At 72.7% G+C, this 23209-nt stretch carries 21 protein-coding genes and 1 riboswitch; of the genes, 8 read left to right on the forward strand and 13 right to left on the reverse strand.

Annotation, left to right across the window (positions count from 1 at the left end; translation table 11 throughout):
• Positions 1-21: 21 nt before the first annotated feature.
• Entirely contained in the window at positions 22-1251 is a 1230-nt protein-coding gene (locus ACZ7HQ_RS36205) for a D-alanyl-D-alanine carboxypeptidase family protein (RefSeq protein WP_470999307.1), read from the forward strand.
• Here ACZ7HQ_RS36205 and ACZ7HQ_RS36210 read toward each other — a convergent pair.
• A complete protein-coding gene (locus ACZ7HQ_RS36210) occupies positions 1199-2119 on the reverse strand; it encodes a YihY/virulence factor BrkB family protein (RefSeq protein WP_470999309.1) in 921 nt (306 codons plus the stop codon). The genes ACZ7HQ_RS36205 and ACZ7HQ_RS36210 overlap by 53 nt on opposite strands.
• 116 nt (positions 2120-2235) lie before the next feature.
• Between ACZ7HQ_RS36210 and ACZ7HQ_RS36215 the strand changes: the two genes are divergently transcribed.
• Both ACZ7HQ_RS36215 and ACZ7HQ_RS36220 read left to right on the forward strand, forming a co-directional pair.
• Positions 2236-3540 (forward strand): FAD-binding oxidoreductase, encoded by a 1305-nt coding sequence (locus tag ACZ7HQ_RS36215; protein ID WP_470999311.1) that lies wholly within the window; start codon positions 2236-2238, stop codon positions 3538-3540.
• A 16-nt stretch (positions 3541-3556) separates the two neighbouring features.
• Positions 3557-4291, forward strand: a complete 735-nt coding sequence (locus tag ACZ7HQ_RS36220; RefSeq protein ID WP_470999313.1) for an SDR family NAD(P)-dependent oxidoreductase — start codon at positions 3557-3559, stop codon at positions 4289-4291.
• A gap of 6 nt (positions 4292-4297) precedes the next feature.
• Here ACZ7HQ_RS36220 and ACZ7HQ_RS36225 read toward each other — a convergent pair whose 3' ends face one another.
• From ACZ7HQ_RS36225 to ACZ7HQ_RS36235, 3 genes are all read right to left on the reverse strand, one after another.
• The gene (locus tag ACZ7HQ_RS36225; RefSeq protein ID WP_470999315.1) at positions 4298-4879 is read right to left on the reverse strand and encodes a 2'-5' RNA ligase family protein; all 582 of its coding nucleotides are present in this window, start codon (positions 4877-4879) and stop codon (positions 4298-4300) included.
• A gap of 136 nt (positions 4880-5015) precedes the next feature.
• A complete protein-coding gene (gene trpS, locus ACZ7HQ_RS36230) occupies positions 5016-6032 on the reverse strand; it encodes a tryptophan--tRNA ligase (RefSeq protein ID WP_470999317.1) in 1017 nt (338 codons plus the stop codon).
• Between the two features lie 124 nt (positions 6033-6156).
• Entirely contained in the window at positions 6157-7608 is a 1452-nt protein-coding gene (locus tag ACZ7HQ_RS36235; protein WP_470999318.1) for a glycine hydroxymethyltransferase, read from the reverse strand.
• A 32-nt stretch (positions 7609-7640) separates the two neighbouring features.
• Positions 7641-7729: riboswitch (ZMP/ZTP riboswitch) on the reverse strand.
• A 114-nt stretch (positions 7730-7843) separates the two neighbouring features.
• On the opposite strand from ACZ7HQ_RS36235, the gene rocD reads away from it, so the two are divergent.
• On the forward strand, positions 7844-9070 hold the full coding sequence (rocD, locus tag ACZ7HQ_RS36240; RefSeq protein WP_470999320.1) for an ornithine--oxo-acid transaminase: 1227 nt from the start codon (positions 7844-7846) through the stop codon (positions 9068-9070).
• Here rocD and ACZ7HQ_RS36245 read toward each other — a convergent pair.
• On the reverse strand, positions 9067-10254 hold the full coding sequence (locus ACZ7HQ_RS36245; protein ID WP_470999322.1) for a glutathionylspermidine synthase family protein: 1188 nt from the start codon (positions 10252-10254) through the stop codon (positions 9067-9069). The genes rocD and ACZ7HQ_RS36245 overlap by 4 nt on opposite strands.
• Before the next feature lie 12 nt (positions 10255-10266).
• Entirely contained in the window at positions 10267-10608 is a 342-nt protein-coding gene (locus tag ACZ7HQ_RS36250; RefSeq protein ID WP_470999324.1) for a hypothetical protein, read from the reverse strand.
• Positions 10609-10731: 123 nt separating this feature from the next.
• Between ACZ7HQ_RS36250 and ACZ7HQ_RS36255 the strand changes: the two genes are divergently transcribed.
• Complete coding sequence (locus ACZ7HQ_RS36255; protein WP_470999425.1) at positions 10732-11562, forward strand: DMT family transporter; 831 nt, start codon at positions 10732-10734, stop codon at positions 11560-11562.
• 33 nt (positions 11563-11595) lie between these two features.
• On the opposite strand, the gene pdxR is transcribed toward ACZ7HQ_RS36255, so the two are convergent.
• Positions 11596-12984: a MocR-like pyridoxine biosynthesis transcription factor PdxR gene (gene pdxR, locus ACZ7HQ_RS36260; RefSeq protein WP_470999326.1), complete on the reverse strand. Its 1389-nt coding sequence runs from the start codon at positions 12982-12984 to the stop codon at positions 11596-11598.
• A gap of 46 nt (positions 12985-13030) precedes the next feature.
• Between pdxR and ACZ7HQ_RS36265 the strand changes: the two genes are divergently transcribed.
• The 3 genes from ACZ7HQ_RS36265 to ACZ7HQ_RS36275 are packed head-to-tail and all read left to right on the forward strand — an operon-like array spanning position 13031 to position 14696.
• Positions 13031-13531: a carboxymuconolactone decarboxylase family protein gene (locus tag ACZ7HQ_RS36265; RefSeq protein WP_470999328.1), complete on the forward strand. Its 501-nt coding sequence runs from the start codon at positions 13031-13033 to the stop codon at positions 13529-13531.
• Positions 13528-13980, forward strand: a complete 453-nt coding sequence (locus tag ACZ7HQ_RS36270; protein WP_470999330.1) for a carboxymuconolactone decarboxylase family protein — start codon at positions 13528-13530, stop codon at positions 13978-13980. Before ACZ7HQ_RS36265 ends, ACZ7HQ_RS36270 begins: the two co-directional genes overlap by 4 nt.
• Positions 13977-14696 (forward strand): isocitrate lyase/PEP mutase family protein, encoded by a 720-nt coding sequence (locus ACZ7HQ_RS36275; protein ID WP_470999332.1) that lies wholly within the window; start codon positions 13977-13979, stop codon positions 14694-14696. The genes ACZ7HQ_RS36270 and ACZ7HQ_RS36275 overlap by 4 nt, the downstream gene beginning before the upstream one ends.
• Positions 14697-14705: 9 nt before the next feature.
• Here the strand turns inward: ACZ7HQ_RS36275 and ACZ7HQ_RS36280 are convergent, their stop codons facing one another.
• The 6 genes from ACZ7HQ_RS36280 to ACZ7HQ_RS36305 form a co-directional block, all read right to left on the reverse strand.
• Entirely contained in the window at positions 14706-15662 is a 957-nt protein-coding gene (locus ACZ7HQ_RS36280; RefSeq protein ID WP_470999334.1) for an ABC transporter substrate-binding protein, read from the reverse strand.
• Between the two features lies 1 nt (position 15663).
• Positions 15664-17601: an ABC transporter permease gene (locus ACZ7HQ_RS36285; protein WP_470999336.1), complete on the reverse strand. Its 1938-nt coding sequence runs from the start codon at positions 17599-17601 to the stop codon at positions 15664-15666.
• Positions 17601-18818 carry a quaternary amine ABC transporter ATP-binding protein gene (locus tag ACZ7HQ_RS36290; protein ID WP_470999338.1) on the reverse strand — a complete coding sequence of 406 codons (1218 nt, stop codon included), beginning with the start codon at positions 18816-18818 and terminating at the stop codon, positions 17601-17603. Before ACZ7HQ_RS36290 ends, ACZ7HQ_RS36285 begins: the two co-directional genes overlap by 1 nt.
• Positions 18818-20347: a GMC family oxidoreductase gene (locus ACZ7HQ_RS36295; RefSeq protein WP_470999340.1), complete on the reverse strand. Its 1530-nt coding sequence runs from the start codon at positions 20345-20347 to the stop codon at positions 18818-18820. Before ACZ7HQ_RS36295 ends, ACZ7HQ_RS36290 begins: the two co-directional genes overlap by 1 nt.
• A 42-nt stretch (positions 20348-20389) precedes the next feature.
• Positions 20390-21910: an aldehyde dehydrogenase family protein gene (locus ACZ7HQ_RS36300; protein ID WP_470999342.1), complete on the reverse strand. Its 1521-nt coding sequence runs from the start codon at positions 21908-21910 to the stop codon at positions 20390-20392.
• A gap of 180 nt (positions 21911-22090) precedes the next feature.
• Positions 22091-23200, reverse strand: a complete 1110-nt coding sequence (locus ACZ7HQ_RS36305) for a hypothetical protein (RefSeq protein ID WP_470999343.1) — start codon at positions 23198-23200, stop codon at positions 22091-22093.
• Between the last annotated feature and the right edge of the window lie 9 nt (positions 23201-23209).

The following is a 23209-nucleotide window of genomic DNA, read 5'->3' on the forward strand; positions in this document are numbered from 1 at the left end:
ACAAAAGGTACGTTCTCGACCGTGCTCGCTCTGAAGAAGACCGGCCCGCGCTCCCTGCTGGTCGCCTCCACCGCCCTGCTGTCCCTGTCCGTCACCACGCCCGCCGCCCTCGCCGCCCCGGCCCCGCCGACGACTCCGACGGCGACGCCCCCGGCCCACATGTCCACCGTGGGCGGGGAGCGGCTCGGGCAGCCCGGCACGCAGGTGAACCTCGCCCCGGGCGTCCCCGTCCTGCCGAAGGACGTCACCGCCCGCTCCTGGATCGTCTCCGACGCGGAGTCGGGCGAGGTGCTCGCCGCGCACAACGCGCACTGGCGACTGCCCCCGGCCAGCACGCTGAAGATGCTCTTCGCGGACACCCTGCTGCCCAGGTTCCCGAGGACCATGGAGCACAAGGTGGTGCCGGACGACCTCGCGGGCATGGGTGTCGGCTCCAGCGTGGTCGGGATAAAGGAGGGCCACACCTACACCGTCCGCGACCTGTGGCTCGGCGTCTTCCTGCGCTCGGGCAACGACGCCGTGCACGTGCTGTCCGCGATGAACGACGGCGTCGCGCGGACCGTCAGGGACATGCAGAACCACGCCGACGAACTCCAGGCCCGGGACACCCACGTGGTCTCCCCGGACGGCTACGACGAGCCGGGACAGGTGTCGTCGGCGTACGACCTGAGTCTGTTCGCCCGGTCCGGGCTGCAGAAGAAGGACTTCCGTGACTACTGCTCGACGGTCAGCGCCACCTTCGAGTCCGGTGAGATCCGCAACACCAACCGGCTGCTGAGCGGCGACACCGACGTGCCCGTCTACCAGGGCATCGCCGGCGTGAAGAACGGCAACACCACCAACGCGGGCGCCACCTTCACCGGCGTCGCCGAGCGAGGCGGCAAGGTGCTGCTGGTCACGGTGATGAACCCGCAGAAGCACGAGCACAACGAGGTCTACAAGGAGGCCGCGAAGCTGCTCGACTGGGGCTTCCAGGCGGCCGGCAAGGTCCGTCCGGTGGGCGCACTGGTGCCGCCGAGGAGTGCCGTGCCGGGCCCCGCGCAGTCCGGGTCCGGCGCGTCCGCCGGACACTCCGCGGGGACCGGCGCGTCCGGTGCCAGGCCGGTGGCCGGTTCGACCACGGGCTCTGGCGGCGTCGGCACCGCGGCGGCCGTCGCGGGCGGGGTGCTGGCACTGCTCGCGGGGGCGGCGTTCCTGATCAATCGCCGGTGGCCGCTGCCGGACCTGATGCGCCGCCGGTCGCGTCCGTGACCTCGGCCCCTTCGGCCTCCTTGCTCGGCGTCGCCGTCCAGGAGGCGCAGAACAGGACGAGTTTCGCGGTGAAGTTGATCCACAGCAGCAGCGCCACGGGCACGCCGAACGCCCCGTACATGCTCTTCGCGGCCACCCCCTGGATATAGCCGCTGAGCAGCAGCTTCAGCAGTTCGAATCCGACCGCGCCGAGCAGGGCCGCCACCAGCAGACGGCGGCGCGGCGGCTCGACCCCGGGCAGCAGGGTCAGGACGTAGAGAAGGACCAGGAAGTCGGCGAACACGGCGACGGCGAACGCGGCGACCCGCAGCAGCGCGCTGCCCCAGCCCTGCTCGGCCAGTCCGAGGTGACGCGAGAGCAGGCCGACGGCGGCCGAGGCGAGGGTGGACGCGGCGAGCGTGACGAGCAGGGCGCCGCCGAGGCCGATGAGGATGCCGGCATCCTTGCCCTTGGCCACCAACGGGTTCTGCTGCTGGTCCGGCAGCTCCCACACCGCCCGCAGACAGTCCCGCACCTGCCCGACCCAGCCGATGCCGGTGAACAGCAGCGCGGCGCCCGCGATGACACCGACGGTGCCCGCGTTGTCCACGAGCGAGGTGAGGTCCAGCCGGCTGGAGACGACGCCGGGGAACTGCTCGGCGATCTTGTGCTGGACGGTCTGCTGGCGGGCCGGGCTGAGCGTTGCGGCGCTGATCGCGGCGGCCACGGTCAGCAGCGGGAACAGCGCGACGAAGCTGACGAACGTCATGGCGGCGGCCAGCCGCGTCCACTTCACCCGGTCCAGCCGTTCGTAGCAGCGCCACGCGTGCGTGGCCGTCAGGCGCGTGACGATCGGCCCGATGCCGGGGAGTCTCTTCAGCCAGTCCATGATCCGTCCCTGCCCCTGCCGGCGCGCTCGTATGACATCCCACTAATCCCCCATTGTGTGGAGCGGGCGAATGTTCCGTAACTAACTACCCGTACAAGGGCGATACGGTCACCGACATGCCTGGAGACACGGTTTCCGTCATCCGTCCGCGGACGTACGAGGAGGCCGCGGCCGCCGTCCGCGCCTGCGGGCCGCGCGGCGTCGTCGCCCGGGGCGGCCCGGGACGGGCGCACGGGGACGCGGCGCGGAACGCCGGCGGCGCCGTCCTCGACACGAGCGGCCTCGACCGCGTGCACGTCGTCGACGCCGACGAGGGCATCGTCCTGTGCGGCGCCGGCGTCCCCCTGCACCGGCTGGCCGAACTCCTGCTCCCCCTCGGCTGGTTCGTGCCGGTCGCCCCCGCCGGCGGCCCGGTGACCGTCGGCGGGGCCATCGGCGCCGACCTGCACGGCGGCAGCCACCTCGTCTCCGGTTCCTTCTCGCGCCATGTCCTGTCCCTGGAACTGCTCACCGCCGACGGCGAGGTCCAGGCGGTCACACCGGGCACCGAGCTGTTCGAGGCGACCGCCGGCGGCATGGGCCTGACCGGTGTGATCCTCACGGCCACCGTCCGGCTGCTGCCGGTGCAGACGGCGTACCTGACGGTCGCCACCGAACGCGCCACCGACCTGGACGACCTGATGGCCCGGCTGACCGCCGGCTGCCACCGCCCGCGCTACCGCGCCGCCCGGATCGACCTGGCGGCCCGGGGCACGGCCACCGGACGCGCCGTCCTCACCCGTGCCGACCACACCCCGCTCGACGGCCTCCGCGCGGGCACGCGCGCGTGGCGGCACCCGCTGGCCCACCGCCCCCGCCGCCTCCCCGCCGCCGTCGCCCTCGCCGCCGCCCTGGTCCCCGGCGGTCTCCTCGGCCGTGCCGCCGGGGTCCTGCCGGCCGGGATCCGGCACCTCGCGGTGCCACGCGCGCGTACCGGCCAACTCCGGGCCCTGTCCGCCGCCTTCGGCGCCGCGGACAACCACGCCGGCTGTCTGCGGTACGAGTTCGCCGTCGGCCGCGGCCAGGAGGAGACCCTGCACCGGATCGTGCGGCGTCTCACCGCACACCGCTGCCCGTCCCTGCACGCCACCCTCCACCCCCTCGGTGACGCCGGCCCCGGCTGGCTCTCCTTCCCCCTGCCCGGCTGGGCCCTCGCCGTGGACGTCCCGGCCGCGCTGCCCGGACTCACCGGCCTCCTCGGCGGGCTCGACGAAGAGGTCGCCGCGGCGGGCGGCCGCGTCCGCCTCGCCGGGGACACGCGACTGCGCCCCGGCCTGCTCACCGCCATGTACCCGCGCGTGGCCGACTTCCGTGCCCTGCGCACCCGGCTGGACCCGCGCGGGGTGTTCGTCTCCGACCTTGCCCGCCGGCTCGGCCTCTAGACCCCCAGGAGCTGATGTGCAGGAAGCCCCCGGCCTCCCCAAGTCCCTGCTCGTCCTCGGCGGCACGTCCGGGATCGCGCTGGCCACCACCCGCCGGCTGATCGCCCGCCGCGCCCGCACGGTGTGGCTGGCGGGCCGCCCCTCACCCGCCCTGGAACAGGCCGCCGAGGGCCTGCGCGCGCTCGGCGCGGAGGTGCGCACCGTCGCCTTCGACGCCCTCGACCCCGAGTCCCACGAGACCGCCCTCGGCAAGGTCTTCGCGGAGGGCGACATCGACCTGGTGCTGCTCGCCTTCGGCATCCTGGGCGACCAGGCCCTCGACGAACGCGATCCGGTACGCGCCGTCCAGGTCGCCCAGACCAACTACACCGGAGCCGTCTGCGCGGGCCTGGTCGCCGCCCGCGGCCTGCAGGACCAGGGCCACGGCTCCCTCGTGGTCCTGTCCTCGGCCGCCGGCGAGCGGCCGCGCCGCGCCGACTTCATCCACGGCTCCAGCAAGGCCGGCCTCGACACCTTCACCCAGGGCCTCGCCGACGCCCTGTACGGCACGGGCGTGCACGTGATGGTCGTACGACCCGGGTACGTCCGGGCAAAGGGGCCGTTCACGACCACCCCGGAGGCGGTGGCCACGGCGATCGAACTGGGCCTGCGCAGACGGTCGGAGGTGGTGTGGGTGCCGGGCGTCCTGCGGCTCGTGATGTCGGCGCTGCGGCACACGCCGAGGGCCCTGGTCAGACGACTTCCGTTGTAGCGCGCGCTACGACACCGCGCTGCGGCCCGCCCCACGCACCGCACCGGCCTGCGGTGGCACGACCGCTCCCCCGAACGCGTACTCCCGCAGCTTGCGCCAGACCCCGTCCGCGCCCTGCTCGTACAGCGCGAACCCCGTGCAGGGCCACTGCGCGTCGAACCCGGCCAGCTCCTCGAACGCGCGGTCCATCGCCGCCTCGTCGATGCCGTGCGCGACGGTGACATGCGGGTGGTACGGGAACTGCAGCTCGCGCGCGACCGGCCCGGACGTGTCCCGTACCCGCTGCTGCAGCCAGGTGCAGTCCTCGGCGCCCTGGACGACGCGGATGTAGACCACCGGGGACAGGGGGCGGAAGGTGCCGGTGCCGGAGAGCCGCATCGGGAACGGCCGGCCGGCCGCGGCGATCCCGGTGAGGTGCGCCTCGACGGCCGGCAGCTCGGACTCGTCGACCTCCGTCGGCGGCAGCAGCGTGATGTGCGTGGGGATGCCGTGAGCCGCGGCGTCGCCGAAGCCCGCGCGCCGCTCCTGGAGCAGGCTGCCGTAGGGCTCCGGGACCGCGATCGACACGCCGATCGTTACGGTCCCCACGTCGTCTCCTGTCGTCGCGCCTGTTGTGTTCTCAGTCGTCCGGCTATCGACTGTACGGCCACGGCTGTCCTGTGGGCAGGCGCAGCAGAAGTGATGTGCAGCGCTCTGTCCACGGACGTGTGTGCGGTCGTACGCCTCAGTGCTTCGCCGGCAGGAAACCCACCCGCTCGTAGGCCTGCGCGAGCGTCTCCGCGGCGACCGCGCGCGCCTTCTCCGCGCCCTTGGCGAGGATCGAGTCGAGCGTCTCGGAGTCGTCCAGGTACTGCTGGGTGCGCTCGCGGAACGGCGTCACGAACTCGACCATGATCTCGGCGAGATCGGTCTTGAGGGCGCCGTACATCTTGCCCTCGTAGTCGCGCTCCAGCTCGGCGATCGACGTGCCGGTGAGGGTCGAGTAGATGGTGAGCAGGTTGCTGACGCCCGGCTTGTCCTGCGCGTCGTAGCGGATCACGGTGTCGGTGTCGGTGACGGCGCTCTTGACCTTCTTGGCCGTGGCCTTCGGCTCGTCGAGCAGGTTGATCAGGCCCTTCGGCGTGGACGCCGACTTGCTCATCTTGATCGACGGGTCCTGCAGGTCGTAGATCTTCGCCGTCTCCTTCAGAATGTACGGCGACGGGATCACGAAGGTCTCGCCGAAGCGGCCGTTGAAGCGCTCGGCCAGGTCACGGGTCAGCTCGATGTGCTGGCGCTGGTCCTCGCCGACCGGCACCTCGTTCGCCTGGTACAGCAGGATGTCGGCGACCTGGAGGACCGGGTACGTGAACAGGCCGACGGAGGCGCGGTCGGCGCCCTGCTTGGCGGACTTGTCCTTGAACTGGGTCATGCGGCTGGCCTCGCCGAAGCCGGTCAGGCAGTTCATGATCCAGGCGAGCTGGGCGTGCTCGGGGACGTGGCTCTGGACGAAGAGGGTGCAGCGGTCCGGGTCCAGACCGGCCGCGAGCAGCTGCGCCGCGGCCAGGCGGGTGTTGGCGCGCAGCTCCTTCGGGTCCTGCGGGACCGTGATCGCGTGCAGGTCGACGACCATGTAGAACGCGTCGTGGGACTCCTGCAGGGCCACCCACTGGCGGACGGCGCCGAGGTAGTTGCCGAGGTGGAACGAGCCGGCGGTGGGCTGGATACCGGAGAGCACGCGGGGTCGGTCAGCAGTGGCCATGTCGCCCATTCTCTCATCGGCCTGGGGTGTCATTGGCCGAGAGGCGGGGGTGGTTCCGGGGCGCGGGGGGCTGCGGGCAGGGTGTGGTTGCCCGCGCAGGTCCCCGCGCCCCTTACGGGGTCCTTCAGCCCAGGTCGATCTCCGGGTACAGCGGGAATCCCGCCACCAGGTCCGTGGCCCGCTGGGCGATCTCCTGCGCGACCTTCTCGTCCAGGACGTGCGCCGCCTTGGAGGGGGCGCCGGACTTGGTGGTGCCCGGCTCGGTGGTGGTCAGGACGCGGTCGATCAGGCCCGCCACCTCGTCCATCTCCGCCGTCCCGAGGCCGCGGGTCGTGAGCGCGGGGGTGCCGATGCGGATGCCGGAGGTGTACCAGGCACCGTTGGGGTCGGCCGGGATGGCGTTGCGGTTGGTGACGATGCCCGAGTCCAGGAGGGCCGCTTCCGCCTGGCGGCCGGTGAGGCCGTAGGAGGTGGCGACGTCGATCAGGTTGAGGTGGTTGTCGGTGCCGCCGGTGACCAGGGTGGCGCCGCGCCGCATCAGGCCCTCGGCCAGGGCGCGGGAGTTGTCGACGATGCGCTGGGCGTAGTCCTGGAAGGCGGGCTGCCGGGCCTCGGCGAGGGCGACGGCCTTGGCGGCCATGACGTGCGGCAGCGGGCCGCCGAGGACCATCGGGCAGCCGCGGTCGACCTGGTCCCTGAGCGAGTCGTCGCACAGGACCATGCCGCCGCGCGGGCCGCGCAGGGACTTGTGGGTGGTGGTCGTCACGATCTGGGCGTGCGGGACCGGGTCGAAGTCACCGGTCAGGACCTTGCCCGCCACCAGGCCGGCGAAGTGCGCCATGTCGACCATGAGGGTCGCGCCGACCTCGTCGGCGATCTCGCGCATGATCCGGAAGTTCACCAGACGGGGGTACGCCGAGTAGCCCGCCACGATGATCAGCGGCTTGAAGTCGCGGGCCTGGGCGCGCAGGGCGTCGTAGTCGATAAGGCCCGTCGCCGGGTCGGTGCCGTAGGAGCGCTGCGCGAACATCTTGCCGCTGATGTTGGGGCGGAAGCCGTGGGTGAGGTGGCCGCCGGCGTCCAGGGACATGCCGAGCATCCGCTGGTTGCCGAAGGCCTGGCGCAACTCGGCCCAGTCGGCCTCGGTGAGGTCGTTGACCTGGCGGACGCCGGTCTTCTCCAGGAACGGGGCCTCGACCCGGTCGGCGAGTACGGCCCAGAAGGCGACGAGGTTGGCGTCGATGCCGGAGTGCGGCTGGACGTAGGCGTGACGGGCGCCGAAGAGCTCGCGGGCGTGCTCGGCGGCGAGCGCCTCCACCGTGTCGACGTTGCGGCAGCCGGCGTAGAAGCGGCGGCCGACGGTGCCCTCCGCGTACTTGTCGCTGAACCAGTTGCCCATCGCCAGCAGGGTGGCCGGGGAAGCGTAGTTCTCGGAGGCGATCAGCTTGAGCATCTCGCGCTGGTCGTGGACCTCCTGGCCGATGGCGTCGGCGACCCGCGGTTCGACGGCACGGATGACGTCGAGGGCGGCACGGAAGGCGGTGGACTCGGTGGAGAGGGGGTGCTGCTCTGGCATGAGGACCTCCGGACGGCGTGCGTACAGCGTTCACGTTCGGCCCAGGCGCACGGCACACATCACACTCGGGCCGCTCCCCGATGGTCCGTCCCATCCCAGCGCGCCAGTCACGGCCCGCTGGTCAGCCTACCGGGCGCGCCGGACGGCGCGGATGCCGCGTCCATCATGCGAGCGACGGTAGGAAGGAGGTCACTGTCGTGTCACCGTCGTGTTGTCGTCGTCTCCGGGAGAGGCCATGACCGCTGCAGAAGACCTCATCGTCGCCGCCGAAGCGCACTGTGCGCCCACCTACCGCCCCCTGCCGGTCGTCGTGGCCACGGCGGACGGGGCGTGGATGACGGACGTGGAGGGGCGGCGGTATCTGGATCTGCTGGCCGGCTACTCGGCGCTGAACTTCGGGCACGGCAACCGGCGGCTGATCGAGGCGGCGAAGGCACAGCTGGACCGGGTGACGCTGACGTCCCGCGCCTTCCTGCACGACCGGTTCGCCGCGTTCTGCACGGAGCTGGCCGAGCTGTGCGGGATGGAGATGGTGCTGCCGGTGAACACCGGCGTGGAGGCGGTGGAGAGCGCGGTGAAGACCGCCCGCAAGTGGGGGTACCGGGTGAAGGGGGTGCCCGCGGAGATGGCGAAGATCGTGGTCGCGGGCGGCAACTTCCACGGGCGTACGACGACGGTCATCAGCTTCTCCACCGACCCGGAGGCCCGGGCGGACTTCGGGCCGTACACGCCGGGGTTCCAGATCGTGCCGTACGGCGATCTGACGGCGATGCGTGAGGCGCTGACCGAGAACACCGTCGCGGTGCTGCTGGAGCCGATCCAGGGCGAGAACGGGGTGATCGTGCCGCCGGCCGGCTATCTGGCGGCGGTGCGGGAGCTGACCCGCGAGCGGAACGTCCTCTTCGTCGCCGACGAGATCCAGTCGGGTCTCGGCCGGACCGGGCGGACCTTCGCGTGCGAGCACGAGGGGGTGGTGCCGGACATGTACGTGCTGGGCAAGGCGCTGGGCGGCGGGATCGTGCCGGTGTCGGCGGTGGTGTCGAGCGCGGAGGTGCTCGGAGTGTTCCGGCCGGGCGAGCACGGGTCGACGTTCGGCGGGAATCCGCTGGCCTGCGCGGTGGCGCTGGAGGTGATCGCGATGCTGCGGACGGGCGAGTTCCAGGCACGGGCGGCCCGGCTGGGCGAGCGGATGCACCGGGCGCTGGCCGCGCTGCCGGCCACGGGCACGGTGACGGCGGTGCGCGGGCGCGGGCTGTGGGCGGGTGTGGACGTCGCGCCCGGGGTCGGTACGGGCCGTCAGGTGTCGGAGCGGCTGATGGACCGCAGGGTGCTGGTGAAGGACACCCACGGCCACACGGTCCGGATCGCTCCGCCGCTGGTGATCAGCGAGGAGGACCTCGACTGGGGGCTGGAGCAGTTCAGTGCGGTGCTGGGCGTCCGAGGTCCGGCAGGGCGGCCCTAGAGGATCACGTGGGGCAGGAAGCGGGCGTACGCGTCGGTGACCAGGCCGGAGGACTCGCGGATGCCGAGGCCGGCCGGCTCGCTGCGGACGACCCAGGCGCCGAGGACGACGTGGTTGCCGTCGAAGGCGGGGAGCGGGGCGAGCTGCTGGTAGCAGCAGGGCTCGTCGCGGGGTACGGCCGGGGCGCCGCCGGGCCGGTGCACGGTGACGCCCTCGCCCTCACGGCCGAGCAGCGGCTTGGCGACGTAGCCGGGCGCGGAGGCCAGCTCGCGGGGGCCGTCGAGGTAGGCCGGGAGGAGGTTGGGGTGGCCGGGATACAGCTCCCACAGGACGGCCAGCAGCGCCTTGTTGCTGAGCAGCATCTTCCAGGCGGGTTCGATCCACAGGGTGCTGCCCGTGCCGCCGCCGTTGTCGAGGGTGGCGAGGACGTGCCCGGCGAAGGCGTCGGTGGTGAGCCATTCCCAGGGGTAGAGCTTGAAGATGCCGCGGATGAACCGGAGCTGGTTGTCGACGAAGCGGCCGGAGAGGGTGTCCCAGCCGATCTCCTCCATGGACAGCCAGTCGGTGTCGAGGCCGGCCTGTTCCGCGGTCTCCTTCAGATAGGCGACCGTCATCAGGTCCTCGCCGAGTTCGTCGGCCGAGGAGTGCGCGAAGTGCAGGGGGCTGCCGGGAGGCAGCAGCGCGGCCTGTGCGCGCCAGGCCTCGACGAGGCGTTCGTGCAGGGAGTTCCACTGGTCGGCGCCGGGGAAGCGGTCCTCCATCCAGAACCACTGGGGCGAGGCGGCCTCCACCAGTGAGGTCGGGGTGTCGGCGTTGTACTCCAGCAGCTTGGCCGGGCCGGTGCCGTCGTAGCGGAGGTCGAACCGGCCGTAGACGGAGGGGAGTTCGGCGCGGCGGTGCCAGGCCTCGGTGACGGCGGCGGCCACGGCCGGGTCGGTGATGCCGAGGTCGGCGAGCCGGTCCTTCGCCACGATGTGCTCGGCGGCCGCGAGGCACATGCGGTGCAGTTCCCCGACGGTCTCCTCCAGCGCCTCGATCTCGTCCAGGGTGAAGACGTAATAGGCGCTCTCGTCCCAGTAGGGCCGCAGCGAGCCGTCGGGGTGGCGGGTGAGGGGGTAGACGAGCCCCTGCGCCTCGACGGTCTGCTGCCAGCCGGGGCGGGGGGTGGTGGTACGGCGTTCCACGGCCCGGTGCCGTCAGCCGCCGGAGCTGTGGTGGCCGCCGCCGAAGCCGCCGCGGTGGACTCCGTGGCCGCCGGAGGATCCGCCGGAGCCCTTGCGGGGCTTGGTGAAGGAGCCGCCGCTCACCCAGGAGCCCTTCTTCCTGCCGCCGTAGTACCAGGCGCCGTTCACGGAGGACTTGACGGACGTGCAGTTCTTGTCGGAGACGACCTTGTAGCCCTTGGCGAGGGTGTAGCTGTCGCGGTCGACGCAGCGCTTGTCCGGGTCGGAGGAGCAGGCGGTGAGGGCGGCGGCCAGCAGGCCCATGCCGCCGAGTACGACCGTGCCGGAGCGCAGCCGCCGCCGGGTGTCAGCCATGTTCGTGTCTCCCCCGTGTGGTGTGGCCCGAGTGTCGGCCGTCAGCCTAGAGAACGGTAAGAGCGCAGGCCACAGTGGGTGGTGGGATCAGCCGTCTCCTAGAGTCCCTTTGTGGTCTTTGGAATGGTGTGCGCCCTTGGCGCGGCGGTCTGCTTCGGCACCGCGACGGTGTTGCAGGCGGTGGCCGCGCGGGCGGCGGGCACGGACGGGGGCGGCGGCGAGGCGGCCCTGCTGCTGCGGGCGCTCAGGCAGTGGCGGTATCTGGCCGGTCTGGCGCTGGACGGGCTCGGCTTCCTGTTCCAGATCGCGGCGCTGCGGTCCCTGCCGATCTACGCGGTCGGCGCCGCCCTGGCGTCGAGCCTGGCGGTGACCGCGGTGGTCGCGGCGCGCCTGCTGCGGGTGCGGCTGAGCGGCACGGAGTGGGGCGCGGTGGGCGTGGTGTGCGCGGGCCTCGCGATGCTGGGGCTGGCGTCCGGGCCGGAGGGGAGCCAGGACGGTTCGGAGATGTTGCGGTACGTGATGCTCGCGGTCGCGGTCTGCATGCTGCTGCTCGCGTTCGCGGGCGGCCGGCTGTCCGGCACGAGCCGGGCGCTCGTGCTCGGGCTGGGCGCCGGCTTCGGGTTCGGGGTGGTGGAGGTGTCGGTCCGGCTGATCGACAGCCTGGCGCCGGCGGCTCTCCTGACCAACCCGGCGGCCTATGCGCTGCTGATCGGAGGCGGCGCGGCGTTCATGCTGCTGACGTCGGCCCTCCAGCGGGGCTCCGTGACGACCGCGACCGCCGGCTTGGTGATCGGCGAGACCATCGGTCCGGCGGCCGTGGGCGTGGTGTGGCTGGGCGACCGCACGAGGGAGGGACTGGCCTGGCTGGCGGTGCTGGGGTTCCTGGTGGCCGTGGTCGGGGCGTTGGCGCTGGCGCGGTTCGGGGAGGCGCCGGTGGTGGCCGAGGAAGCCTGAGACCGCCTCCCCCGGACGGCACGCATCGGTGTCCTACGGCAACACCCTGCACAGCGCCTCCAGCGCCCCCGCCCACGCGCTGTCCGGTGGTGTCGCGTACCCCACGACCAGGGCGTCCAGCGGTTCGGTGACGGCCTCCTCGTGGCGGTGGAGGGCGAGGCCGTGCAGGGCCAGGCCCTGCCAGGTCGCGGCCTGCACCACCGACTGTTCGGTGCCCGCCGGCAACCGCAGCACCGCGTGCAGGCCGGCGGCGATTCCGGTGACCGTCACCTCCGGCGCGCGGGCGGTCACGGCGGCGGCGAGGGCGTCGCGGCGGCGCCGGTAGCGCAGGCGGGAGGAGCGGACGTGGCGGTCGTAGGCGCCGCAGGTGAGGAACTCGGCGAGGGTGAGCTGCTCGAGCGCCCCCACGGTGTCGATGCGGCCCTTGGCCGAGACCGCCTCCTCCGCCAGGGACGGTGGCAGCACCATCCAGCCCAGGCGCAGTCCGGGGGCCAGTGACTTGCTGGCGGTGCCGAGGTAGATCACCCGGTCGGGGTCGAGACCCTGCAGCGCGCCGACGGGCTGGCGGTCGTAGCGGAACTCGCCGTCGTAGTCGTCCTCCAGGATCAGCCCGCCGGTGCGCCGCGCCCAGTCCACGACGGCGGCGCGCCGGTCGGGGTGCAGGGGCATGCCCATGGGGAACTGGTGGGCGGGGGTCAGCAGGACCGCACCGGCGTCCGCCAGCGGGCCGGTGTCGGTGCCCAGTTGGTCGTACGGGAGGGCGGGGGTGGTCAGGCCCGCGGCGCGCAGCAGGCTCCGGTGCACGTCCAGGCCGTACGACTCGACCGCCACCGTGCGCACCCCGCGCGCCCGCAGCACCGTGCCGAGCAGCCGCAGGGCGTGCGAGAAGCCCGCGGTGACGAGGACGGAGTCGGGGTGGGCGCGGACGCCCCGGGCGCGGGCCAGATAGCCGGCGAGGGCTTGCCGCAGTTCGGGGCGGCCGCGCGGGTCGCCGTAGCCGAGGGCCTGGTAGGGGGCCGTGGTCAGGGCGCGGCGGGCGGCCTTGAGCCATTCCGTGCGGGGGAAGGCGGCCAGGTCCGGGGTGCCGGGGATGAGGTTGTAGGTGGGGCGGCCGGGTTCCCGGCGCCGGGGTGCCGAGTGGGCCGGTGGGACGACGGCCCGGTCCGCCACCCGTGTCCCCGAGCCCTGCCGGGCGGTGAGCCAGCCCTCCGCCACGAGGTCCGCGTAGGCCTCGGCGACGGTGTTGCGGGCGATGCCGAGGTCGGCGGCGAGGGCGCGGGAGGAGGGCAGCCGGGTGCCGGGAGCCAGCCGGCCGGTGCGGACGGCCTCGCGCAGGGCGTCGGTCAGACCCCGGCGCAGACCGCCCGGGCCGGCCGGTTCGAGGTGCAGGTCGACGCCCAGAGTGGCCCAAGGTTTCGCCATGGAAATGGACCATACTCCTGGGCTGCCTCGCTCCTAGGGTCGACGCATGAGCACCACACAGGAAAACGTCGAGTACGCCGGCGAGCAGGCCCCCCGGCTGGCCTGGGCCGAGCACGCCCCCGAGGTCTACAAGGCGATGATCCGCCTGGACACCGCCGCCAAGCGGGGCCTGGACCCCAAGCTGTACGAGCTGGTGAAGATCCGCGCCTCGCAGCTCAACCACTGCGCCTTCTGCCTCGACATGCACACCAAGGACGCGCTCGCGGCCGGTGAGAGCGTGGAGCGGATCGTGCAGCTCAGCGCGTGGGAGGAGTCGCGGCACTTCTACACCGGGAAGGAGCTGGCGGCGATCGAGCTCACCGAGGCGATCACGGTCCTGACGGACGGCTTCGTGCCGGACGAGGTGTACGCGAGGGCCGCCGAGCAGTTCGAGGAGGCCGAGCTCGCGCAGCTGATCGCCGCGATCGCGGTGATCAACACCTGGAACCGGTTCGGAGTGACCACCCGGATGACCCCGGGCCACTACCAGCCGGGGCAGCACCGGTGAGCGGTACCAGCCGTACCCAGCTGCTGGATCCGGAGGTCGGCCGGGCGATGTCCGCGCTCTCCGCCGCCGCGAAGCAGGGGCTCGGTGATCCGGCCCTCGCCGAACTGGTGATGATCCGCGCCTCGCAGCTCAACCACTGCGCCTTCTGCCTCGACATGCACCTGCGGGTGGCCCGGAAGAACGGGGAGTCCGAGGACCGCGTCCAGTTGCTGAACGCCTGGGAGGAGGCCGAGGGCCTCTACAGCGAGCGGGAGCGGGCCGCGCTGGCGCTGACCGAGGCGGTCACCGTGCTGACCGAGGGCTTCGTGCCCGACGAGGTCTACGAGCGTGCCGCCGAGCACTTCGACGAGTCCGGGCTCGCCCATCTGATCGCTCTGATCACCGTCATCAACGGCTGGAACCGCATCATGGTCGGCCGACGCACTCCGCCAGGGGGTTACCAGCCGTGAGCAAGGTGAACACGTTCCGCGCCCTGCACCTCAACCGCCCGCAGGGCGACCCGCTGACCCTGCCGGGGCCGTGGGACGCGGCCAGCGCGCGGGCGTTCGTCGCGGCCGGGTTCCCCGCTCTGGCCACACCGAGCGCGGGAGTGGCCGCCTCGCTCGGGTACGAGGACGGGCGGACCCCGGCCGACGGGATGTTCGCCGCGGTCGCCCGGATCTCGCGGGCCGTGGACGTGCCGGTGTCGGCGGACGTCGAGAGCGGGTACGGGCTCGCGCCCGGGGAACTGGTGGAGCGGCTGCTGGAGGCGGGCGCCGTCGGCTGCAACCTCGAGGACTCCGTGGACGGTGTCCTCAAGGACCCGCACGAGCAGGCGGAGTTCCTCGCCGGGGTGCGCTCGGCCGCCGGGGACCAGCTGTTCGTCAACGCCCGCGTCGACACCTTCGTCCACGGGGACAAGGATCCCGAACGGGTCATCGAGCGGGCCGCGTTGTACGGGGCGGCGGGCGCGGACTGCGTCTATCCGATCCTTGCCCCCGTGGCCGTACTGCCGCTGCTGCGGGCCGGGATCCAGGGCCCGCTGAACGCGCTGGCCGGCCTGGACGCGGGCGGCCCCTCGCCCGCCGAACTCGGCGAACTCGGGGCCACCCGCGTCACGTTCGGGCCGGTCCTCCAGCGGAGGGCCACCGCGGCGGTCCAGGACATCGCGGGCGCCCTGCGGTGACGAGGGCGGTCAGGAGGGCAGCCACTGCTTCCACACGTCGGGGTGGCTGTCCACCCACTTCTTCGCCGCGTCCTGGGGCGACAGCTTCTGGTCGGCGATCAACAGGGCGACCTCGTTCTGGTCCTCGGTCGTCCACCTGAACTTCTTCAGGAAGGCCGCCGCCTTGCCGCCGGACCTGGCGAAGTCCGCGTTGAGGTACTTCTGCAGCGGGGTGTGCGGGTAGGCGCAGGCGACCTTCGCCGCGTCCGCGTCGCAGCCGTCCTTGTACGGCGGCAGCTTCACCTCCGTCAGGGGGACCTTCTTGAACAGCCACTGGGGGGCGTACCAGTAGGTCAGGAAGGGCTTCTTCTCCTTGGCGAACTGTTTCATCTGGGTGATCTGGGCGGCCTCGGAGCCGGCGAAGACGACCTGGTAGTCCAGCTTCAGGTTCTTCACCAGGGCCTTGTCGTTGGTGACGTACGACGGGGAGCCGTCCATCAGCTGGCCCTTGCCGCCGCTCTCCGCGGTGCGGAAGAGGGAGGCGTACTTGTTGAGGTTCTTCCAGTTCGTGATGTCCGGGTGCTGCTTGACCAGATAGGTCGGGACGTACCAGCCGATGTGGCCGGTCACTCCGAGGTCGCCGCCGCGGGCGATGGTCTTCTTGTCCTCGACGTACCGCTTCTCCTGGTCCGGGTGGCCCCAGTCCTCCATGATGGCGTCGACCCGGCCCTGGCTGAGCGCGTCCCAGGCGGGCACCTCGTCGACCTGGACGGTGTCCACGCGGTAGCCGAGCTTGTGTTCCAGCAGGTACTGGGCGACGGCCACGTTGGACTGGGCACCCACCCAGGACTGCACGGACAGGGTCACGGACTTCGCGCCCCGGGCGTTCGCGAAGGGCGAGGCCTGCTTGGTCATGTCGGCGGCGCCGCAGCCGGTCACCGACAGCAACAGCAGCGAGCCCACCGCGAGTGTCGTACGTACGCGCATGTCAGGCTCCCTTCGTCGCGCGTCGCTCGGTCGGCTGCGTCACCCGGTCCAGCATCAGGCCCAGGCAGACGATCGCGGCACCGGCCACCAGACCGGTCGCGAGGTCGCCCTGGGCGAGACCGAAGGCCACGTTGTAGCCGAGGGCGCCGCCGCCGACCAGGCCGCCGATGATGACGACGGCGAGGACCAGGACCACGCCCTGGTTGAGGGCGAGCAGCAGCGACCGCCTGGCGAGCGGGAGCTGGATCTGCCACAGCTGCTGGCGGCCGGTCGCGCCGAGCGAGCGCGCCGACTCCAGCGCGGCCGGGTCGACCTGGCGCAGGCCCTGCGCGGTGATCCGGACGACGGCCGGGAGCGCGTAGACGACGGCGGCGGCGACAGCGGGGGCACGGCCGACGCCGAACAGGGCGACGACCGGGATCAGGTACACGAACTGCGGCATGGTCTGGAAGACGTCCAGGACCGGTCGCAGGGCGCGGTCGACGCGGTCGCTGCGGGCGGCGGCGACACCGGTCGCGAACCCTAGGACCAGGGTGACGGCGACGGCCGCGAGCACCTGGGAGAGCGTGTCGAGGGCCGGCCCCCACACCCCGAGCACACCGATCGCGGCCATCGCGAGCACGGCGGTCAGGGCGGTGCGCCAGGTGCCGATCGACCAGGCCAGGGCGGCGACGATCAGCAGCACCGACCACCAGGGCAGCCACTGCAGGCCGCCGCGGACGGGGTCCAGGATCCAGGTGGTGAAGTGGCCCGCCCAGTCGGCCGTACCGCCGACGACCGGGACGCCGGAGTAGAGGTGGTTGGTCATCCAGTCGACGGCGTGGTCGACCGGTTCGGCGATGTTCAGGGTCCAGCCGGTGGGCCAGTCGAGGCTGCCGAGGAGACGGGTGGCCAGGGCGACGGCCACGGTGACGGCGAGGGCGTACGCCCAGCCGATGGTCTTCGGGCGCGTGGTGCCGTCGCCCGCCGCCGCGGTCACCCGGTCCAGCACGATCGCCAGCAGCACGATCGGGATACCGGCGGCGAGGGCCTGGCCCACGTCGACCGAGGCGAGCGCCTGGTAGACGCGGTCGCCGAGGCCGCCCGCGCCGATGACCGCGGCGATGACGGCCATGGACAGCGCCATCATGATCGTCTGGTTGAGGCCGAGCAGCAGTTCCCCGCGGGCCAGCGGGATCCGGGCGGTCAGCAGCCGCTGGCGGCGGGTCGCGCCGAGCGACTCCACGGCCTCCAGGACCTCGGGGTCGGCGCCGCGCAGGCCGAGCGCGGTGAGGCGGGCCATCGGCGGGGCCGCGTACACGACGGTGGCGAGGACGGCCGCGGGGACGCCGATGCCGAAGACCAGGACGACGGGGAGGAGGTAGGCGAAGGCCGGGAGCACCTGCATGGTGTCCAGGACCGGGCGCAGGGCGCGGTCGAGCCGGTCGGAGAGACCCGCGGCGAGGCCGAGCAGCGCGCCGACGATCACCGAGGCGAGGACCGCCACGACCATCAGCGCGAGCGTCTGCATGGTCGGGACCCACATGCCGAGGGCGCCGCAGGCGAGGAAGGCGATGGCCGTACCGGCCGCCAGGCGGACGCCGGCGACGCGCCAGGCGACCAGGGCGCCGAGGACGGTGACGCCGGTCCAGCCCGCGGCGAGCAGGGCGAGGTAGACGGCTCGTACGGAGAGTACGACCGCGTTGCTGATGTAGCCGAAGAAGTACAGGAACAGGGGGTGGCTGTCCCGGTTGTCGATGACCCAGTTGCTGGCCGTCGCGAGGGGTTTGTCGAGGCTGACGGTCAGTTCGCGGGGCCAGCCGGCGCCGGGCCAGTGGGTGGCGGCCCAGGGGGCGAGGACCGCGGCGAAGAGGGCGAGCAGGAGGAGTTTGCCCGCGGCTCGGCTCTTCAGGATGCGGGGTTTGCCGGTACGGGAGGCCGGGACGGTGAGCGTGGCCATCAGACGGCCTCCGGGGTGGTGCGGGGGCCGTCCGGGCTGGTGCGCGGGGCGGGCGGGGCCGCCTGCCCGTGCTCGCCGGGTGCCGCTGCCTGCGGGACGGGTGCCGCACCGGCGGCACGAGCGCCCTCGGCCACGGCGGTGTCGCCGGCGGCCAGGGTGGTGACGCCGGCCACCACGTCCAGGAGCTGCTCATGGTCCACGATGCCCAGGCACTTGCCCTCATCCATGACCCGGGCCGGTTCGCCTGCCCGCGCCACGGCCTCGATCGCCTCGGCGACCGTGGCCTCCGGGCGGACCGCCGGGCCGTTCGCCGTGTCCTCGGCGGACGCGGGGCGCATGGCCGTGCGGCAGGTCATCACCTGCTCGCGCGGGACGTCCCGGACGAACTCGCGGACGTAGTCGTCGGCCGGGGAGCCGACGATCTCCTCGGGGGTGCCGAGCTGGACCACCCGGCCGTCGCGCATCAGGGCGATGCGGTCGCCGAGCTTCAGGGCCTCGGTGAGGTCGTGGGTGATGAAGACCATCGTGCGGCCCTCCTCGCGGTGCAGGCGGGCCACCTCGTCCTGCATGTCGCGCCGGATGAGCGGGTCGAGGGCGCTGAACGGTTCGTCGAAGAGCAGGACCTCGGGGTCCACGGCCAGGGCACGGGCCAGACCCACCCGCTGGCGCTGGCCGCCGGACAGCTGGCCGGGGCGGCGCTGTTCCATGCCTTCGAGGCCGACCTTGGCGACGACCTCGGCGGCCCGCTCGCGCCGCTCGGACCTGCCGACGCCCTGGATCTCCAATCCGTAGGCCACGTTGTCGAGGACCGTGCGGTGCGGGAGCAGTCCGAAGTGCTGGAAGACCATGGCGGCCCGGTGCCGGCGCAGTTCACGCAGGCGCGACTTGTCCATCGCGCGGACGTCCTCGCCGTCGATGGCGATGGTGCCGGCGGTGGGTTCGATGAGCCGGGTCAGGCAGCGGACGAGAGTGGACTTGCCGGAGCCGGACAGGCCCATGACCACGAAGACCTCGCCCTTGCGGACGTCGAAGGAGACGTCCCGGACGGCCGCCGTACAGCCCGTGCGGGCGCGCAGGTCGGCCGGGTCGAGCGTGCTGAGCTCCGGGTCGGCGGGGATCCGCTCCGGCTTGGGGCCGAAGACCTTCCACAGGCCGGACACGGAGAAGACGGGCTCGGTCGTGGTGGGCGGCTTGCGGGTGGGAACAGTGAGCGCCATCAGGCGTCACCTCCGATCAGGTCGACGGCCTTCTCCCCGACCATGAGCACCCCGATCATCGGGTTCACGGCGGGCATGGTCGGGAACACGGACGCGTCGGCGATGCGGATGCCGTCGAGACCGCGGATCTTCAACTCGGGGTCGACCACGGCGAGTTCGTCGTCCGTGGCGCCCATCTTGCAGGTGCCGGCCGGGTGGTAGACGGTGTGCGCGGCCTTGCGGGCGTACTCGCTCAGCTCGGCGTCGCCGAGGATCTCGGGGCCGGGGCACACCTCGCGCTTGAGCCAGCTCGCGAGCGGCTCGGCCTTGGCGATCTCACGCGCGATACGGATGCCGTCGACGAGGGTCTGCCCGTCGTAGTCGTCCTCGTCGGTGAAGTACCGGAAGTCCAGGGCGGGCTTCACGGACGGGTCGGCGCTGGTCAGGTACAGCCGGCCGCGGCTCTTCGGCTTGGGGATGTTCGGGGTCATGGACACCCCGAACTCCGGCCGCTCGTAGCCCAGTCGCTCCGGGTTGTCCGTGAACGGGATCTGGTAGAAGTGGAACATCAGGTCCGGGCCCGGGTTCTCGGGGTCGCGGCGCACGAACAGGCCCGCGTCGGAGTCCATCGCGGAGTTCTCCGGGATCGGGCCGTTCGTCTCCCAGACGATGACCGACTCGGGGTGGTCGAGCAGGTTCTCGCCGACGCCGGGCAGGTCGTGCACGACGGGGATGCCGAGGGCCTCCAGGTCCTCGCGCGGGCCGATGCCCGAGTGCAGCAGCAGGCGCGGGGAGTCGACGGCGCCCGCGCACAGCACGACCTCGCCGCGGGCGCGGATCAGCAGTTCCTCGCCGTCCTTGGTGCGCACGTGGACGCCCTCGGCGCGGGTGCCGTTCAGCTCCAGCCTGTGCGCCCAGGTCTCCAGCAGGATCGTCAGGTTGGGCCGTTCGTCCATCACCGGGTGCAGGTACGCCACCGACGCCGAGGACCGCTTGTTGTTCTCGGGGTGGTAGGCGAGGTCGAAGAAGCCCACGCCCTCGGTGAACGGCTTGCGGTTGAAGCCCTCGACGCGGGGTACCCCGAGTGCCGACTGGGCGGCGTCGACGAAGTCGCGGGCGATGGCGTTCCGGTCCTTCTCGTCGACGGAGACGATGTTGTTCTTCAGGCGGGCGAAGTAGGCCTCCATGGGCACGGCGCCCCAGCCCTTGGCGCCGGCCTCCTCCCACTCGTCCCAGTCGGAGGGCAGCGGCTTGAAGGAGATGAGGGTGTTGTGCGAGGAGCAGCCGCCGAGGACGCGGGCGCGGCTGTGCCGGATGTGGGAGTTGCCGCGCGGCTGCTCCACCGTCGGGTAGTCGTAGTCGAGTTCGCCGCCGAGCAGGCCCATCCAGCGGCGCAGGGTGAGGACGTCGTCGCGGCCGACGTCGCTCGGACCGCCCTCGATGACGGCGACGGTGACGTCGGGGTTCTCGGTGAGGCGGGAGGCGATGACGGAGCCCGCGGTGCCGCCGCCGATGACGACGTAGTCGTAGACGTGGGGGGTGTGGGGCATGGGGGTACTACTCCAGGGGTGTTTCCGGGACGGAGGTGGGGCTCAGCCGGCGAACCAGCGCACCGGCTTGGGCGCGAGGTTCTGGTAGACGTGCTTGGTCTCGCGGTACTCGGCGAGTCCCGCGGGCCCCAGCTCGCGGCCGGTGCCGCTCTTGCCGAAGCCGCCCCACTCCGCCTGCGGCAGGTAGGGGTGGAAGTCGTTGATCCAGACGGTGCCGTGGCGCAGCCGTCCGGCGACGCGGCGGGCCCGGCCCGCGTCCGCGGTCCACACGGCGCCGGCGAGGCCGTACTCGGTGTCGTTGGCGAGGAGGACCGCCTCCTCCTCCGTGCGGAAGGTCTCGACGGTGAGGACCGGGCCGAACACCTCCTCGCGTACGACGGTCATCTCGCGGTGGCAGGCGTCGAGGACGGTCGGCTCGTAGAAGTAGCCGGTCCCGGGGCGATCCGGTGACGGCTCGGGCCGCTTGCCGCCGCAGCGCAGTACGGCGCCCTCCTCCAGCGCGCCGGCGACGTACGCCTCGACCTTGGCGCGGTGCTGCTCGGAGACGAGCGGGCCGCACTCGACGCCGTCCGCCGTGCCGCGCCCGAGCCTGATCCTCTGGGCCCGGCGGGCGAGTTCGGCGACGAAGCGCTCGCGGACCGACTCCTCGACGATGAGGCGGGCGCCGGCCGAGCAGACCTGGCCGCTGTGGATGAAGGCGGCGTTGAGGGCCTGGTCGACGGCGGTGTCGAAGCCCTCCTCGGTGGCGCAGGCGTCGGCGAAGACGACGTTGGGGTTCTTGCCGCCGAGTTCGAGGGCGACCTTCTTCACGGCCGGGGCGGCGGCCTGGGCCACCTTGGTGCCGCTGACCAGGCCACCGGTGAAGGAGACCAGGTCGACGTCGGGGTGTTCGGCGAGCCGCGCGCCGACGGTGTGGCCGGGTCCGGTGACGATGTTGGCGACCCCGGCGGGCAGGCCGGCCTCGGCCAGCAGCCCGATCAGCGCGATGGTGGTCATCGGGGTGATCTCGCTGGGCTTGATGACAAAGGTGTTGCCGGCGGCGAGCGCGGGGGCGATCTTCCAGCTGGCCTGGAGGAGCGGGTAGTTCCAGGGGGTGATCAGCGCGCAGACGCCGACCGGCTCGTGGACGACGACGCTGTGGATGTCGGGCGAGCCGGCGTCGACCACCCGGCCGGGGGCCTCGGCGGCGACCAGGTCGGCGAAGTAGCGGAAGGCGTCGGCGACACAGTCGATGTCGACGCGGCCCTCCTCGACGGTCTTGCCCGCGTCCCGGCTCTCCAGCAGGCCGAGGTCCTCGCGGTCGCGCACGAGGAGGTCGGCGACGCGGCGCAGCAGCGCGGCGCGTTCGGCGACGGGGGTGCCGGGCCAGGGGCCGTGGTCGAAGGCCTGCCGCGCGGCGGCCACCGCACGCTCGGCGTCCTTCTCGTCACCCTCGGCGACCACGGCGAACGGCCGGGCGTCCGCGGGGTCGAGGATCTCGCGCGTCGCGCCGGAGACCGCTGGCAGCCACTCGCCTCCCGCACGGATGGTCGCCTGGGCCTGTCGTTCGGTTCTGTCCGCCATGATCGGTGTTGCCTTCCGTTCCTGTTCCGTGCCCCCGCGTCACGCACATGGCACGCTCAGGGACCGTGGCCGCCTGCCCACGGCCCCTGGCTCGCATGCGGAATCAGTGGCCGATAGTGCGCGGCGTCACTGAAAAGACGGTCGAAAACGGACAGAAACGGTTTATCTGGGACGCTGCGCTCAGTTCATCGGGGCGTCACAGCCCGTGTCGGGCGGGCAGAACCCGCTCAGCGCGGTCTCGAGCAGCCGCAGGTCGGCGTCGGCGCCGTCCCGGTCGGGGCCGTACGCGGCGACGGCGTAGATCCTCCCGTCCGCGGCGGTGAAGCGCTCGTCGTAGACGTGCCAGGTGCCGACGTCCGGTTCGCCCTTGATGGTGTCGGCCAGGTACTCCAGACGGGAGCCGACGAAGTCGCCCTGGTCGAGATTGACCAGGGAGAGCTTCTGGAAACCCGCCGGCTTGCGGGTCTGGTCGGACAGGAACAGCTCGAACGACGCCTCCGGGGACGCCTCCGCCACCTGGTAGATCTGCAGCCGGTGCGCCTTGTCCGGGCTGCGGTAGTTGACGACCTTGATGCCGTACGAGGACGGGACCGAGGACCGCGACCAGCCCGTGGGGCGCGCGATCCGGAAGCCCTCCTCGTCGTCGTACGACTCCCAGCCCGCGGGGAGCGGGCTCGCCGAGGCGGAGGGGGAGGCGGTGTCGTCCGTGGGGGACGGGGAGCCGGAGATGTCGCCGGTCGGCGCCGGGGAGGCCGAGACCACGGAGGGGCTCGGCGAGCCGCTCGCCGATGACGGCCGGTCGTGGTGCCCCGGCTTGATCACGAGGGTCAGGACGAGGCTCACGGCGACGCCGACCACGGCCGCGCCCACGACCACCGTCCAGACCGTTCTGCGGCTGAGCCCGCCCGCGGGCACGGGCACCGGCTCGGGCTGCACGGGCCACTCCGGCGCGGACCAGCCCGCACCCGCCGTGCTGCCCGTGTCCGGGCCGCCGGTCGTGCTGTCGGCGGCGCCCGTCCTGGGCCCGTGCCAGCCGCCGGCCGAGTCCGGCCAGGGCACGGGCGGCGCGGGCGGCGCCGAGTCCGGCGCGGGCGGCACCGGCGGCGCCGACTCGGGCGCGGCAGGGCCGGGTGCGCCCTCATCGGCCGTCGGCGGTCCGGCCGGGGGCCACTCGGGCGCCCGGTCCGGCATGGCCGGCGGCGGTGGTGTCACCGGTGTGCCGGCCTGCGGTCCCGCGCTGTCCTCCCAGCGCTGGGTCTCCTCGTTCCAGTACCGCGCTCCCCCGCTCATCGTGTTCCT

This window comes from Streptomyces sp. NPDC037290 (assembly GCF_055603245.1).

Excerpts from the sequence above, each read along its gene's own strand:
- ACZ7HQ_RS36210 (WP_470999309.1), bottom strand. The coding sequence starts at position 2,119 with ATGGACTGGCTGAAGAGACTCCCCGGCATCGGGCCGATCGTCACGCGC.
- ACZ7HQ_RS36215 (WP_470999311.1), top strand. The coding sequence starts at position 2,236 with ATGCCTGGAGACACGGTTTCCGTCATCCGTCCGCGGACGTACGAGGAG.
- trpS (WP_470999317.1), bottom strand. The coding sequence starts at position 6,032 with ATGGCCACTGCTGACCGACCCCGCGTGCTCTCCGGTATCCAGCCCACC.
- ACZ7HQ_RS36235 (WP_470999318.1), bottom strand. The coding sequence starts at position 7,608 with ATGCCAGAGCAGCACCCCCTCTCCACCGAGTCCACCGCCTTCCGTGCC.
- rocD (WP_470999320.1), top strand. The coding sequence starts at position 7,844 with ATGACCGCTGCAGAAGACCTCATCGTCGCCGCCGAAGCGCACTGTGCG.
- ACZ7HQ_RS36250 (WP_470999324.1), bottom strand. The coding sequence starts at position 10,608 with ATGGCTGACACCCGGCGGCGGCTGCGCTCCGGCACGGTCGTACTCGGC.
- ACZ7HQ_RS36255 (WP_470999425.1), top strand. The coding sequence starts at position 10,732 with ATGGTGTGCGCCCTTGGCGCGGCGGTCTGCTTCGGCACCGCGACGGTG.
- pdxR (WP_470999326.1), bottom strand. The coding sequence starts at position 12,984 with ATGGCGAAACCTTGGGCCACTCTGGGCGTCGACCTGCACCTCGAACCG.
- ACZ7HQ_RS36265 (WP_470999328.1), top strand. The coding sequence starts at position 13,031 with ATGAGCACCACACAGGAAAACGTCGAGTACGCCGGCGAGCAGGCCCCC.
- ACZ7HQ_RS36280 (WP_470999334.1), bottom strand. The coding sequence starts at position 15,662 with ATGCGCGTACGTACGACACTCGCGGTGGGCTCGCTGCTGTTGCTGTCG.
- ACZ7HQ_RS36285 (WP_470999336.1), bottom strand. The coding sequence starts at position 17,601 with ATGGCCACGCTCACCGTCCCGGCCTCCCGTACCGGCAAACCCCGCATC.
- ACZ7HQ_RS36290 (WP_470999338.1), bottom strand. The coding sequence starts at position 18,818 with ATGGCGCTCACTGTTCCCACCCGCAAGCCGCCCACCACGACCGAGCCC.
- ACZ7HQ_RS36295 (WP_470999340.1), bottom strand. The coding sequence starts at position 20,347 with ATGCCCCACACCCCCCACGTCTACGACTACGTCGTCATCGGCGGCGGC.
- ACZ7HQ_RS36300 (WP_470999342.1), bottom strand. The coding sequence starts at position 21,910 with ATGGCGGACAGAACCGAACGACAGGCCCAGGCGACCATCCGTGCGGGA.
- ACZ7HQ_RS36305 (WP_470999343.1), bottom strand. The coding sequence starts at position 23,200 with ATGAGCGGGGGAGCGCGGTACTGGAACGAGGAGACCCAGCGCTGGGAG.